Origin of the sequence: Brevibacillus sp. TJ4 (assembly GCF_044627595.2) — a bacterium.
In the GTDB taxonomy this organism is placed as follows: Bacteria; Bacillota; Bacilli; order Brevibacillales; family Brevibacillaceae; genus Brevibacillus.
The window spans coordinates 4,112,501-4,124,255 of sequence record NZ_CP185865.1 but is presented as its reverse complement, the minus strand read 5'-3'; the positions used below and the strand labels follow the sequence as shown (position 1 = coordinate 4,124,255).

Genomic DNA, 11,755 nt, shown 5'->3' with positions numbered 1-11,755 from the left:
ACCTTGGTTTTTTACAGAAAAGTGGTTGGCTGCTTTTCTTTAGGGGATGGAGGGAATGGACGTGAATATCATTTTGATGGGGCTGCCGGGAGCCGGTAAAGGCACACAGGCAGAACAAATCGTGAAGGAATTTGACATCCCGCACATTTCGACAGGCGACATGTTCCGGGCTGCGGTAAAGAACGAAACGCCGCTCGGACTGCAAGCCAAGAGCTACATGGATCAAGGCTTGCTCGTTCCTGACGAGGTTACCATCGGCATTGTGCGGGAGCGTCTGTCCATGGACGATTGCAAAAAAGGGTTTCTGTTGGATGGATTCCCGCGCACTGTACCGCAAGCAGAGGCGTTGACAGCGACACTGGATGAGCTGGGACGCAAGGTCGACCACGTGGTCAATATCAATGTTCGCCGCGAGGTTCTCATTGAGCGATTGACGGGCCGTTGGATCTGCTCTGTATGCGGTGCAAGCTACCACACCGTCTTCAACCCTCCAAAAGAGGCAGGCGTGTGTGACAAGGATGGCGGCAAGCTGTATCAACGCGATGACGACAAAATTGAGGTAGTAACTCAACGACTGGATGTCAACATCGCGCAAGCTCAACCGCTCATCGACTATTATTCCGGTCAGGGACTCCTGCGAAATATCAACGGAGAACAAGATATCCAGGTTGTGTTTGCGGAGATCAAGTCCTTGTTGCGAGGGTAATTGCGAATGATTATCCTAAAGTCGAAAGCAGAACTTGAGGTTATGCGCGAAGCTGGTCGGATCGTTGCACTCACCCATCAAGAGCTGGCCAAGGCAATCAAGCCTGGCGTCACGACAAAGCAACTGGATGAATTAGCCGAGACCTTTATCAGGAGCATGGGAGCAGTTCCCTCGTTTAAAGGCTACGGTGGCTTTCCAGGTAGTATCTGTACTTCAGTCAATGAAGAACTCGTACACGGAATCCCAGGAAATCGGATCTTGCAAGACGGGGACATTATCAGTATCGACATCGGTGCCAAGTTTCAAGGTTTCCATGGCGACTCCGCTTGGACGTATCCGGTGGGCACGATTTCTGCAGAAAATCAGAAATTGCTGCGGGTGACGGAGGAATCGCTGTTCAAAGGTCTTGAGCAAGCGAAGCCGGGCGGCAGATTGTCCGACATCTCACATGCGATTCAGGTCCATGCAGAAGCTGCCGGCTTCTCACTCGTTCGCGAGTATGTGGGGCATGGGATTGGGCAAAACTTGCACGAGGATCCGCAGGTTCCCAACTACGGTCCTCCGAATCGAGGTCCACGGTTGAAACCAGGCATGGTGTTGGCAGTTGAGCCAATGGTAAATGCCGGCGAACGTTATGTCCGCACATTGGAGGACAATTGGACGGTAGTAACAGTGGATCGGAAAACATGTGCTCATTTTGAACACACCATCGCGATTACGGAAGATGGCTATGAGATTTTTACACGGGCGTAAGACGGGGGTTCTGATTTGGATCGGAATTGTCGTCCAACGTGTCGACGATAAGTTCGTTGTGTGAGCATTTCGCAAAACTCATGGTCTGACTGAAGAGCAGAAGAAAGGAGAGTTTACTATGGCAAAAGACGATGTTATTGAGGTAGAGGGCACTGTAATAGAGCCTTTGCCGAACGCAATGTTTCGGGTAGAATTAGAGAATGGACACAAGATTCTCGCTCATGTCTCGGGTAAGATCCGCATGCACTTCATTCGTATCCTGCCTGGGGATAAGGTTACTGTTGAACTGTCGCCGTATGACTTGACCCGCGGACGTATTACGTACCGCTATAAATAAGGTAGTTGAAACCCCTAGAAAAGGGAGGCAAGAACCATGAAAGTGAGACCTTCGGTGAAACCGATCTGCGAAAAGTGCAAGGTCATCCGTCGTAAAGGCAACGTAATGGTTATTTGTGAAAATCCTAAGCATAAGCAAAAACAAGGGTAAACAAGGAGGTGCTTTTTACACATGGCACGTATTGCAGGCGTTGACTTGCCCCGCGAGAAACGCGTGGAAATTGCTCTTACCTACATTTTTGGTATCGGCCGCCCCACGTCCCAAAAAATTCTTGCTGCCACTGGCGTAGACGTGAACACTCGCGTTCGCGATCTGACTGAAGACGAAGTAGCCAAACTCCGTGAGTTCATCGACAAAAACGTGAAGGTGGAAGGTGATCTCCGTCGTGAAATCTCCTTGAACATCAAGCGTTTGATGGAAATCGGCTGCTTCCGTGGCATCCGCCATCGCCGTGGCTTGCCAGTTCGCGGCCAACGTTCGAAAACAAATGCTCGTACGCGCAAAGGTCCACGCCGTACTGTAGCGAACAAGAAGAAGTAAAGGAGGGTAATCTGACATGGCGAAAAGAAAACAGGCGACAGCTACTCGTACCCGTCGTCGTGACCGTAAAAATGTTGAAGTTGGCGTAGCGCATATCCGTTCTACGTTCAACAACACAATCGTTACGATCACTGACCCGCATGGTAACGCAATCTCTTGGTCCAGCGCTGGTTCCCTCGGATTCAAAGGCTCCCGCAAAAGCACTCCATATGCAGCGCAAATGGCTGCTGAAGCGGCTGCTCGCGTAGCAATGGAACACGGCATGCGTTCCCTTGAAGTATCCGTAAAAGGACCAGGTGCTGGTCGTGAAGCTGCGATCCGTTCCCTGCAAGCGGCAGGTTTGGAAGTCAACATGATTAAAGACGTGACACCGATTCCGCACAACGGTTGCCGTCCGCCAAAACGTCGTCGCGTGTAACTGGTTTATAACGTTCAGAACATGTCCATACTAGAATGGTAAATTCTGATTTATTGCTTGTCATGCACGCAAACGGTAAACCGCCGGGGAAATTCCTGAGTGGGCTCGTTCTGCGGCCCACCCAAGAATTTCGACGTTTTGAAGGAGGGTTTGTTTAATGATAGAAATAGAAAAACCAAAAATCGAGGTTGTGGAAGTAAGCGACGACAATTCGTATGGCAAATTTGTTGTTGAACCTCTGGAGCGCGGTTACGGCACGACTCTTGGCAACTCGTTGAGAAGAATCCTCCTCTCTTCTTTGCCAGGAGCAGCCGTGCGCACCGTGCAAATCGACGGGGTTCTGCACGAATTTTCTACGGTTGAAGGCGTCGTTGAAGATGTGACCGAGATCATCCTGAATATCAAAGGCCTTGCGCTGAAGATTCACTCCGATGAGGAAAAAATCATCGAGATCGATGCGGAAGGCGAAGGTATCGTCAAGGCGGGAGATATCCGTGCTGACAGCGATGTGGAGATCTTGAACCCTGATCTTCATATTGCGACGTTGGCGGCTGGCGGTCGACTACACATTCGTATGACAGCAGGACGTGGTCGTGGATATGTTCAAGCAGATGGCAACAAGTCGGAGGACCTGCCAATCGGCGTAATCCCGATCGATTCCATCTACACGCCAATCAAACGTGTAAACTATCAAGTGGAGAATACGCGTGTCGGTCAAATGACCAACTACGATAAGCTGACACTTGAAGTATGGGCCAACGGCAGCATTAGTCCGGAAGAAGCCGTTAGTCTGGGCGCCAAAATTATGACGGAGCATCTGAACCTGTTCGTCGGTCTGACCGATGAGGCGAAGGATGCGGAAATCATGGTTGAAAAAGAAGAGGACAAGAAAGAGAAAGTGCTGGAGATGACCATCGAAGAGCTGGATCTTTCTGTTCGCTCCTACAACTGCCTGAAGCGTGCTGGTATCAATACCGTGCAAGAGCTGACGCAGAAAACCGAAGAGGACATGATGAAAGTGCGCAATCTGGGTCGCAAATCCCTCGAAGAAGTTCAAGAAAAGTTGGCTGAATTGGGCTTGTCCCTGAGAAGCGACGACTAGGGAGAGCGATACCCTGAGGATACGCTTCGTTCTGTCCTCCAACGGGATTGAGAAATCTGGCTTATCCGCAGCAAGAAGCAGCGCATGTAAGCCGGCGTGAAAAGGGAGGTAAGGAACATGGCATACCGTAAATTGGGTCGTCGCAGCGCAGCGCGCAAAGCGTTGTTCCGCGATCTCGTAACTGACCTGATCATTCACGAGCGCATCGAAACTACCGAGATGAAAGCAAAGGAACTGCGTCCAATCGCTGAGCAAATGATTACTCTGGCGAAGCGTGGCGATCTGCATGCTCGTCGTCAAGTAGCTGCTTTCGTTCGCAAAGAAGTAGCAAACGAAGAAGGCCGCGATGCTGTTCAAAAACTGTTCGATGAAATCGCACCTCGTTTCAAGGAGCGTAACGGCGGATACACTCGTATCCTGAAAGCCGGCCCTCGTCGTGGAGATGCTGCACCGATGGCGTACATCGAATTTGTACAATAAGAAACGGTAGGTTGAGGAAAAGGGTGGAGGCAGATCTGGTCATAGGCTGGACTCTGATTCACCCTTTTTTCATTACGTTTTGCCTGCTGCTCTAGCGGGTATCACCTGTGAAGACCAGGGAGGATGTGAATGGCTCATGGGTCAGACGGAAGTCGTGACGGCACAGGATGTCTATTTTTCCTACCAGGAAGAAGAGGGACAGCAGGTCGAAGTGCTCAAGGGAGTCGATTTGCGGATCAGCAAAGGGGCGTTTGTCTCGATACTTGGCCATAATGGATCGGGCAAGTCAACCTTGGCCAAGCTGTTGAATGCACTTTTGCTTCCCGAAGGCGGCAAGATTTGGGTCAGCGGCATGGATACGCGGGATCAGGAAATGCTGTGGGAAATCCGCCGCCATGTCGGGATGGTCTTCCAAAATCCGGACAACCAGATTGTCGGGGCCACTGTCGAGGACGACGTCGCATTCGGCCTCGAAAATATGGGTGTAGAGCCAGCAGAGATGCGCACGCGCATCGACGATGTGCTTGCTGCTGTGGGCATGGAGGAGTACCTGCTGGCGCAACCGCATCGCTTGTCTGGGGGACAAAAGCAGCGTGTCGCGATCGCCGGCATCATGGCGATGCGCCCGTCTGTTATTATTTTGGACGAAGCGACGGCGATGCTTGACCCGCAGGGCAGACAGGAAGTCATGCAGCTTGCCCATCGGCTGAATCGCGAAGAAGGGATCACGATCATCAACATTACGCATTTTCCGGAAGAGGCGATCGATTCGGATCGCGTCATCGTCATGGATGGCGGAAACGTGCTGATGGACGGGACACCGAGTGAAGTCTTCAATCAGGTAGAGCGGCTTCAGCGTGTAGGTCTGGACGTGCCTTTCGTTGTACGGGTACGCCATGCGCTTGCGGCAAACGGGTATGATCTGCCTTTTTACCTGCATCAAGAGGAGCTGGTGGAGCACCTATGCAGATTACTTTCGACCAGGTAAGTTATACGTACGGCAAGGGAACGCCATTTGAACGGCTCGCATTGGAGAATGTCTCCCTTGAGATTCCCGCAGGCTCGTTTGTGGGCATCATTGGCCAGACCGGGTCCGGTAAGTCTACGTTGGTTCAATTGCTAAACGGCTTGCTTATGCCAACGTCAGGCAGCATTACGATCGGCGATGTCGTGATTACCCCTTCCCAGCGGTTTCCGCATGAGCGGCGAAAAGACATCGGGCTCGTCTTCCAGTATCCCGAACACCAACTGTTCGAAGAGACGGTGGCAAAAGACGTCTGCTTTGGACCGCTGAACTTTGAACTGCCGCAGGAGATGGCGGAGGCGCGTGCGCGTGAAGCGTTGGAGATCGTCGGTCTCGACTATAACGCAGTCAAGGACCGGGCTCCTTTCCAGCTGAGCGGCGGGCAGATGCGCCGTGTCGCCATCGCCGGGGTGCTGGCGATGCAGCCCAAGGTGCTGGTGCTCGACGAGCCTACGGCCGGTCTCGATCCGGCAGGGCGCAAAGCGATCCTGGACGGGATTTACCGCATCCATCAGGAGCAGCGGCTGACTACATTGCTGGTCACGCACAGCATGGAAGAAGCGGCGCGTTATGCCGATCTGCTGCTGGTCATGGCAGGAGGGCAGGTCGTGCTGCAAGGAACGCCTGCGGACGTGTTTGCAGAGGCGGACAAGCTGCGGGAGTTGTCGCTGGATGTGCCGCAGACTGTGTCGTTTATCTCTCGCTTGAATCAATTGCTGACGGACAAGGATAGATTGCCGACCTCGGTGTATCGGGAAGAGGAGCTGATCGCTCATTTGCTGAAACGGCTGTCCGTGCCAAAGGAGTGCTAGGCATGCTGCAGAATATTGCCATCGGCCAATACGTGCCGGGACATTCGTTTCTTCACCGTGCAGACCCACGGAGCAAACTGCTGTTCATCGTCCTGTTTGCAACACTGGTGTTTCTGGCCAACAATACGATCACATACGCCATTCTCGTTCTTTTTACGCTGTATACGATCCTGCTGTCACGGCTTTCGCTATCCTACATCCTGAAGAGCCTCAAGCCGGTCTGGCTGTTGATTCTGTTGACGGTCGTGCTGCACATCCTGATTACCAAGGGGGGCGCCGTCTACTTCCAGTACGGCTGGTTTTCCGTCGAGGAAGAGGGTGTCCGGCAGGCGATCTTCATTTCGATGCGGCTTGGTTTGCTCATCCTGATCAGCTCGCTGCTGACCTTGACGACTTCCCCGATCGACTTGACGGAAGGTTTGGAGAGATTGCTGAAGCCATTCGGAAAAATCGGCGTACCAGTGCATGAGATTGCCCTGATGATGTCGATCGCCATCCGCTTTATCCCGACGCTGATGGAAGAGACGGACAAGATCATCAAGGCGCAGACTGCGCGGGGAGCCAATTTTACGAGCGGCAGCCTGATCCGCAGAGCGAAAAGCCTGCTTCCCATAGCCATCCCGCTGTTCGTCAGTGCGTTTCGGCGTGCAGAGGACCTGGCGTTGGCGATGGAGGCGCGCGGCTACCGCGGTGGCGTCGGGCGTACGCGCTTGAACAAGCTGCGGTTCTCCTGGCGGGACGGCTGTATCGCGGGTGTGGCGGTTTTTCTGATACTGGCGATAGGATGGTGGCGTGCGTGAGGCGGTTGAAATGCGTTGTAGCCTATGACGGGACCGATTACAGCGGCTTTCAGGTACAGCCGGAGCAGACCACGATCCAGGGAGAGCTCGAAGCGGCGCTCGCACGTATTACCGGAGAGTCGATCCAGGTGTACGGCTCGGGACGGACCGATGCCGGAGTGCATGCGCGCGGGCAGGTGATTCACTTCGATACAGCGAGCAATATCCCGCTGGAGAAGTGGAGCTTTGTCTTGAACAACCAGTTGCCGGACGCGATCGTCATCCGCTCGGTAGAAGAGGTAGACGCTTCGTTTCACGCGCGCTTTGACGTGAAATGCAAGGAATACCGCTATTGCATCGACAACAGCCCGGTCGCCAACGTGTTTCGCCACCGCTATGCCGATCACATCCGCTTTCCGCTCGATGTGGAGGCGATGCAGCGAGCGGCGCGTCATCTGGAGGGAGAGCATGATTTTACCTCCTTTTGTTCGGCGAAGACGTTTGTCGAGGACAAGGTCCGGACTGTGTACGAAGTCAAAGTGGAGCGCCTCGGTGACGAGGTATGGGTGACATGCCGCGGCAACGGCTTTTTGTACAACATGGTACGCATTATCGTCGGGACGCTGGTGGAAGTCGGGCAAGGCAAGCGCCACCCGGATGAGCTGCGGACGATCCTGCTTATGCGGGATCGCGAGCGGGCGGGGAAGACTGCTCCGGCAAAAGGCTTGACGATGTGGGAGGTCGTCTACTAGCGGCGAAATTTCCAAGGTTTCCTCTGCTGTGAACCCTTGACTCTCGCCCTGAAAATGTAGTACGATATTTCTTGGTATTTTAACCCCGCTAGCCCCACTCTAGCCCCGGGATTTAAAATCATTTGTTCGAATGTTTATGGAACACTTGGAGGAGTTGCTCACCCGTTACAGCAGCAATTCCCTTCTTTTCAAAGGATGGAAATCAATTATTTTGAGTGCAAGGCAAGATATTAGGAGGGACAAACATGCGTACCACATATATGGCAAAACCGCTCGAAGTGGAGCGTAAATGGTACATCGTTGACGCGGAAGGCCAAACGCTGGGCCGTCTGGCTAGCGAAGTAGCTTCGATCCTGCGCGGCAAACTGAAACCGGAATTCACTCCTCACGTTGACACTGGCGATTTCGTAGTTGTGATCAACGCTGACAAGATCAAATTGTCCGGTAACAAGCTGCAAGACAAAATCTACTACACGCACTCCCTGTATCCAGGTGGTTTGAAAAAGACAACTGCTGGTGACATGTTGAACAAAAGACCAGAGCGTATGTTTGAACTGGCTGTAAAAGGCATGCTGCCGAAAAACAGCTTGGGTCGTCAAATCTTCACCAAGCTGAAAGTATACGCAGGTGCTGAGCACCCACACGCTGCACAAAAACCAGAAGTTTGGCAAATTCGCGGGTAAGGTAAAGGGAGGAAATATACGTGGCACAAGTACAATACTACGGTACAGGTCGTCGTAAGCACTCCGTAGCACGCGTTCGCCTGGTTCCAGGTGAAGGTCGCATTATGATCAACAAGCGTGACATGGACACTTACTTTGGATTGGAAACACTGAAACTGATCGTAAAACAACCACTCGTTTTGACTGAAACACTGGGTCGCTACGATGTATTGGTAAACGTAAACGGAGGCGGAACCACTGGTCAAGCTGGTGCGATCCGTCACGGCGTAGCACGCGCTCTGCTGAAAGCAGATCCGGAACTGCGCGGCGCTCTGAAACGCGCTGGCTTCCTGACGCGTGACCCTCGTATGAAAGAGCGTAAAAAATACGGTCTCAAAGCAGCTCGTCGCGCGCCTCAGTTCTCCAAGCGCTAATCGGCTGTTGCTTACAACCCCTTGTCTGTACACAGGCAAGGGGTTTTTGCTTTGTCCAAATCGGCATATTTGTCCACCTTTGTCCATATGATGGAACGAGAATGGGACAAAGGGGACGGGTGAGAGTGACACGAAAAGCAATTGGCTGGATACTGGCTTTTGCCTTGCTCATGGTATTGTTCACGTATGAAGCGCCGGATCGTTCGTCTTGGACGGCCTGGTCGCTGCCGCTCGCCGGAACGGTCATCGCGATCGATCCCGGTCATGGCGGCAAGGACGGCGGTGCGACGTCAGCGGACGGGGACGTGGTGGAAAAAGAGGTGACTTTGGCTATCAGCTTGTACTTGCGTGATTTTCTGCAGCAGTCGGGTGCCTTTGTCTTGATGACGAGGGAAACAGATACAGATTTGGCTTCCCCGGAGGCAGACCAGAATCGCAAGCGCAAGTCGGAGGACATCCGCAACCGGGTGAAGCTCATCAATGAAAACGAACCGGATTTTCTGGTCAGCATTCACGTAAATTCCATTCCATCTCCACGCTGGTCGGGTGCGCAAACCTTTTATGCGCCGGCCTTCAAAAAAAGCGAGGAAATGGCCTACCTGATCCAGGATGAGATCAAACGGGTGATCGGCCATACGGACCGTGTTCCCGGCAAGACAGAAAGCGTGTTTTTGATTCGGGAAGTGACCAGCCCGGCTGTACTCGTCGAGGTGGGCTTTGTGAGCAACCCTGAGGAAGCAGAGAGGCTCCAGAGCGTCGAGTACCAGAAGGCGATGGCGAATGCCATTTACCAGGGCATCCTGCGCCACTACGCTGGTGAAAAGGTTCCAACTGCACCGTAAACAGGTCATCGTCGTTTGATTATGCTATAATGTTTCGGGATGCTTTTCTCGAATATACTGATGAGTGAACGTCACTGAACGAATAGATAGGGGGACCATCATGTTAACCAAAGAAAACGTACTAGCAGCACTGCGCGATGTGAAAGATCCGGAGATCAACCGCAGCCTGGTCGAGCTGAACATGATCCGCGACATTCACATCGAAGGAACGACTGTCAGCCTGACCGTAGTGTTGACGATTTCCGGCTGTCCGCTGAAGGCCAAAATCGAGGATGATGTCATCGCCGCTCTTCGCGAGCTGGGTGCGGAAGAAGTGCGTCTGCAGTTTGGAGCGATGACAGACGAGGAGCGTGCCGCGCTGAGTGCGCAGTTGCGTGGAGGCCAGGCGCAAAATGCCGCACCGGGACAAGCAGCACCGCTGAATCCGATTTTGGGTGAGGATTCCCACACCAGCTTTATCGCCATTACGTCCGGAAAAGGCGGCGTCGGAAAATCGACGGTTACGGTCAACCTGGCTGTTTCCCTGGCTCGTCTGGGCTACAGTGTAGGAATCATCGACGCCGACATCTACGGATTTAGTGTACCCGACATGATGAATATCGATCAGCGTCCTACCGTAATCGGACAGACGATTTTGCCTGTGGAGCGTCACAAAGTAAAAGTCATGTCGATGGGCTTTTTTGTAGAGGACAACTCTCCGGTCATCTGGAGAGGACCAATGCTGGGCAAAATGTTGCGCAACTTCTTTACGGAAGTTCACTGGGGCGAGGAGCTGGACTTCTTGCTGCTGGACTTGCCTCCAGGCACGGGTGACATGGCACTTGACGTGCACACGATGATCCCGCAGAGCAAAGAAATTATCGTTACGACACCGCATCCGACGGCTTCCTTCGTCGCTGCCCGGGCAGGTGCGATGGCGAAGCGCACCGGACATGAGATTCTCGGTGTCGTGGAAAACATGGCTTGGTACGAAGCGAAAGACGGTTCGAAGGAATACGTGTTTGGACGTGGCGGCGGAGCCAAGCTGGCAGAAATTCTGGCCAGCGAACTGTTGGCGCAAATCCCGCTCGGACAACCGGAAAATCACCCGTCGGAAGCGGATTACACCCCTTCGATCTACAAGCAGGAAAGCCAGATCGGCCAAATCTACATGGATATGGCCAAGCAAGTGGCAAAGAAGTGCGAAACGCCGACCGCATAACGGAGAAACAAAAAAGGTGGGGCTGACATCAGCCTCACCTTTTGCATGGCGTCTGGTTAGCTTCCGCCACCGCCGCCGCCCATACCGCCGCCGCCTTCTCCGCCTTCACTACTCTCGCCGCCACCACCGCCGCCGCCTTGCGATTGCAGTGTTTTGGGCTTGGCCATCTCTTCACTAGCCTTGGTCATCAGCTTGACCATCTCTTCCTGGAAAAACGGACTTTGCAGCGACTCCTTCATAACCTGCATCGTTTGTCGCCGGTACGCCTGGCTTTTCATCAGCTCCAGCATATTTCGTTCAAATTCGGGGTCTTTGAGGACGCCGACCAGTTGTTTTTGAAACTCGGGGTCCTTCATCAAATCCTTCATCAGGGTCTTCTGTTCTTTTTGCAGCGACTTCGCCAAGGTGCTGGCGAATTTCGGGTCTTGGAACGCTTCCTTGATGTGGGTGCTGTTCGGGTTGGTCATGCTTTGAATCAGTGTGGTATGAACGGTTTCCTTGTCCAGCATGATGTGTTGCTGGAACGATTCATCCTGCATCATTTTTTCCACCGCTTGCTTGGCTTCGTCCGTCTGCATGATGTCCAGCACCATATCTTTCATGCTTTTATAATCAATTTGAGAACTTTGTGTTTGGCCTCCAGTTCCACAACTGGCCAGAACCAGGCAAGCCAGCAGGGTAACACATGCGGAAATTGCCTTTCTTTTCATGGCTCGGACACCTCCCTCAATTACCTTGCTATCTCTAACCTGCTCATTTTGTTTTGTTCTTACGCTAGTATTTTCTTTCATCCATTGGTACAATCATTTTTGGACAGGAGGGAATCCTAGGTGACTTTACGTAAATATGGCTGGCTTTTTCTCACGACCTTGCTGCTGGGGGGATTGGGTGGAATCCTGGTTGGCTTGGTGTT

General features: G+C 52.9%; 18 protein-coding genes (1 of these 18 only partly in view). 17 read left to right on the top strand and 1 reads right to left on the bottom strand.

The genetic code is table 11. From position 1 onward, the window contains the following. Positions 1-61: 61 nt before the first annotated feature. From ACAF76_RS20260 to ACAF76_RS20185, 16 genes are all read left to right on the top strand, one after another. Positions 62-706, top strand: coding sequence for an adenylate kinase (locus tag ACAF76_RS20260; protein ID WP_400164640.1), 645 nt, complete (start codon positions 62-64; stop codon positions 704-706). A gap of 6 nt (positions 707-712) precedes the next feature. Then, the gene (map, locus tag ACAF76_RS20255; protein WP_400164639.1) at positions 713-1,459 is read left to right on the top strand and encodes a type I methionyl aminopeptidase; all 747 of its coding nucleotides are present in this window, start codon (positions 713-715) and stop codon (positions 1,457-1,459) included. Positions 1,460-1,577: 118 nt separating this feature from the next. Further along, on the top strand, positions 1,578-1,796 hold the full coding sequence (infA, locus tag ACAF76_RS20250) for a translation initiation factor IF-1 (RefSeq protein WP_023558720.1): 219 nt from the start codon (positions 1,578-1,580) through the stop codon (positions 1,794-1,796). A gap of 36 nt (positions 1,797-1,832) precedes the next feature. Further along, positions 1,833-1,946, top strand: coding sequence for a 50S ribosomal protein L36 (rpmJ, locus tag ACAF76_RS20245; RefSeq protein ID WP_003333770.1), 114 nt, complete (start codon positions 1,833-1,835; stop codon positions 1,944-1,946). Positions 1,947-1,967: 21 nt separating this feature from the next. Further along, complete coding sequence (gene rpsM, locus ACAF76_RS20240; RefSeq protein WP_400164638.1) at positions 1,968-2,336, top strand: 30S ribosomal protein S13; 369 nt, start codon at positions 1,968-1,970, stop codon at positions 2,334-2,336. A gap of 16 nt (positions 2,337-2,352) precedes the next feature. Beyond that, on the top strand, positions 2,353-2,754 hold the full coding sequence (rpsK, locus tag ACAF76_RS20235; protein ID WP_400164637.1) for a 30S ribosomal protein S11: 402 nt from the start codon (positions 2,353-2,355) through the stop codon (positions 2,752-2,754). Between the two features lie 157 nt (positions 2,755-2,911). Further along, positions 2,912-3,856: a DNA-directed RNA polymerase subunit alpha gene (locus ACAF76_RS20230; RefSeq protein WP_400164636.1), complete on the top strand. Its 945-nt coding sequence runs from the start codon at positions 2,912-2,914 to the stop codon at positions 3,854-3,856. Positions 3,857-3,973: 117 nt separating this feature from the next. Continuing rightward, complete coding sequence (rplQ, locus tag ACAF76_RS20225; protein WP_400164635.1) at positions 3,974-4,336, top strand: 50S ribosomal protein L17; 363 nt, start codon at positions 3,974-3,976, stop codon at positions 4,334-4,336. Positions 4,337-4,472: 136 nt separating this feature from the next. Next, on the top strand, positions 4,473-5,324 hold the full coding sequence (locus ACAF76_RS20220; protein WP_400164634.1) for an energy-coupling factor transporter ATPase: 852 nt from the start codon (positions 4,473-4,475) through the stop codon (positions 5,322-5,324). After that, a complete protein-coding gene (locus tag ACAF76_RS20215) occupies positions 5,300-6,172 on the top strand; it encodes an energy-coupling factor transporter ATPase (RefSeq protein WP_400164633.1) in 873 nt (290 codons plus the stop codon). The genes ACAF76_RS20220 and ACAF76_RS20215 overlap by 25 nt, the downstream gene beginning before the upstream one ends. 2 nt (positions 6,173-6,174) lie before the next feature. Further along, positions 6,175-6,972: an energy-coupling factor transporter transmembrane component T family protein gene (locus tag ACAF76_RS20210; RefSeq protein WP_400164632.1), complete on the top strand. Its 798-nt coding sequence runs from the start codon at positions 6,175-6,177 to the stop codon at positions 6,970-6,972. Continuing rightward, positions 6,957-7,703, top strand: a complete 747-nt coding sequence (truA, locus tag ACAF76_RS20205) for a tRNA pseudouridine(38-40) synthase TruA (protein WP_400164631.1) — start codon at positions 6,957-6,959, stop codon at positions 7,701-7,703. Before ACAF76_RS20210 ends, truA begins: the two co-directional genes overlap by 16 nt. Before the next feature lie 245 nt (positions 7,704-7,948). Beyond that, positions 7,949-8,386, top strand: a complete 438-nt coding sequence (gene rplM, locus ACAF76_RS20200) for a 50S ribosomal protein L13 (protein ID WP_400164630.1) — start codon at positions 7,949-7,951, stop codon at positions 8,384-8,386. Positions 8,387-8,406: 20 nt separating this feature from the next. Then, positions 8,407-8,799 carry a 30S ribosomal protein S9 gene (gene rpsI, locus ACAF76_RS20195; protein WP_400164629.1) on the top strand — a complete coding sequence of 131 codons (393 nt, stop codon included), beginning with the start codon at positions 8,407-8,409 and terminating at the stop codon, positions 8,797-8,799. 125 nt (positions 8,800-8,924) lie between these two features. After that, positions 8,925-9,641, top strand: a complete 717-nt coding sequence (gene cwlD, locus ACAF76_RS20190) for an N-acetylmuramoyl-L-alanine amidase CwlD (RefSeq protein WP_400164628.1) — start codon at positions 8,925-8,927, stop codon at positions 9,639-9,641. Between the two features lie 100 nt (positions 9,642-9,741). Further along, on the top strand, positions 9,742-10,842 hold the full coding sequence (locus ACAF76_RS20185; protein WP_400164627.1) for a P-loop NTPase: 1,101 nt from the start codon (positions 9,742-9,744) through the stop codon (positions 10,840-10,842). 56 nt (positions 10,843-10,898) lie between these two features. On the opposite strand, the gene gerD is transcribed toward ACAF76_RS20185, so the two are convergent. Continuing rightward, positions 10,899-11,552 (bottom strand): spore germination lipoprotein GerD, encoded by a 654-nt coding sequence (gerD, locus tag ACAF76_RS20180; protein ID WP_400164626.1) that lies wholly within the window; start codon positions 11,550-11,552, stop codon positions 10,899-10,901. 120 nt (positions 11,553-11,672) lie between these two features. On the opposite strand from gerD, the gene ACAF76_RS20175 reads away from it, so the two are divergent. Then, positions 11,673-11,755, top strand: partial view of a KinB-signaling pathway activation protein gene (locus ACAF76_RS20175; RefSeq protein ID WP_400164625.1) — the 5' portion only. 505 nt of this gene lie beyond the right edge of the window; the window shows 83 of its 588 coding nt (coding positions 1-83); it begins with the start codon at positions 11,673-11,675; its stop codon lies beyond the right edge, outside the window.

What these genes read in the sequence shown, in the direction of transcription:
- ACAF76_RS20230 (WP_400164636.1), top strand. Translation starts at nt 2,912, where the DNA reads ATGATAGAAATAGAAAAACCAAAAATCGAGGTTGTGGAAGTAAGCGAC.
- ACAF76_RS20185 (WP_400164627.1), top strand. Translation starts at nt 9,742, where the DNA reads ATGTTAACCAAAGAAAACGTACTAGCAGCACTGCGCGATGTGAAAGAT.
- rpmJ (WP_003333770.1), top strand. Translation starts at nt 1,833, where the DNA reads ATGAAAGTGAGACCTTCGGTGAAACCGATCTGCGAAAAGTGCAAGGTC.
- map (WP_400164639.1), top strand. Translation starts at nt 713, where the DNA reads ATGATTATCCTAAAGTCGAAAGCAGAACTTGAGGTTATGCGCGAAGCT.
- gerD (WP_400164626.1), bottom strand. Translation starts at nt 11,552, where the DNA reads ATGAAAAGAAAGGCAATTTCCGCATGTGTTACCCTGCTGGCTTGCCTG.
- rpsM (WP_400164638.1), top strand. Translation starts at nt 1,968, where the DNA reads ATGGCACGTATTGCAGGCGTTGACTTGCCCCGCGAGAAACGCGTGGAA.
- rplM (WP_400164630.1), top strand. Translation starts at nt 7,949, where the DNA reads ATGCGTACCACATATATGGCAAAACCGCTCGAAGTGGAGCGTAAATGG.
- ACAF76_RS20220 (WP_400164634.1), top strand. Translation starts at nt 4,473, where the DNA reads ATGGGTCAGACGGAAGTCGTGACGGCACAGGATGTCTATTTTTCCTAC.
- truA (WP_400164631.1), top strand. Translation starts at nt 6,957, where the DNA reads ATGGTGGCGTGCGTGAGGCGGTTGAAATGCGTTGTAGCCTATGACGGG.
- infA (WP_023558720.1), top strand. Translation starts at nt 1,578, where the DNA reads ATGGCAAAAGACGATGTTATTGAGGTAGAGGGCACTGTAATAGAGCCT.
- rpsK (WP_400164637.1), top strand. Translation starts at nt 2,353, where the DNA reads ATGGCGAAAAGAAAACAGGCGACAGCTACTCGTACCCGTCGTCGTGAC.
- rplQ (WP_400164635.1), top strand. Translation starts at nt 3,974, where the DNA reads ATGGCATACCGTAAATTGGGTCGTCGCAGCGCAGCGCGCAAAGCGTTG.
- ACAF76_RS20210 (WP_400164632.1), top strand. Translation starts at nt 6,175, where the DNA reads ATGCTGCAGAATATTGCCATCGGCCAATACGTGCCGGGACATTCGTTT.
- ACAF76_RS20215 (WP_400164633.1), top strand. Translation starts at nt 5,300, where the DNA reads ATGCAGATTACTTTCGACCAGGTAAGTTATACGTACGGCAAGGGAACG.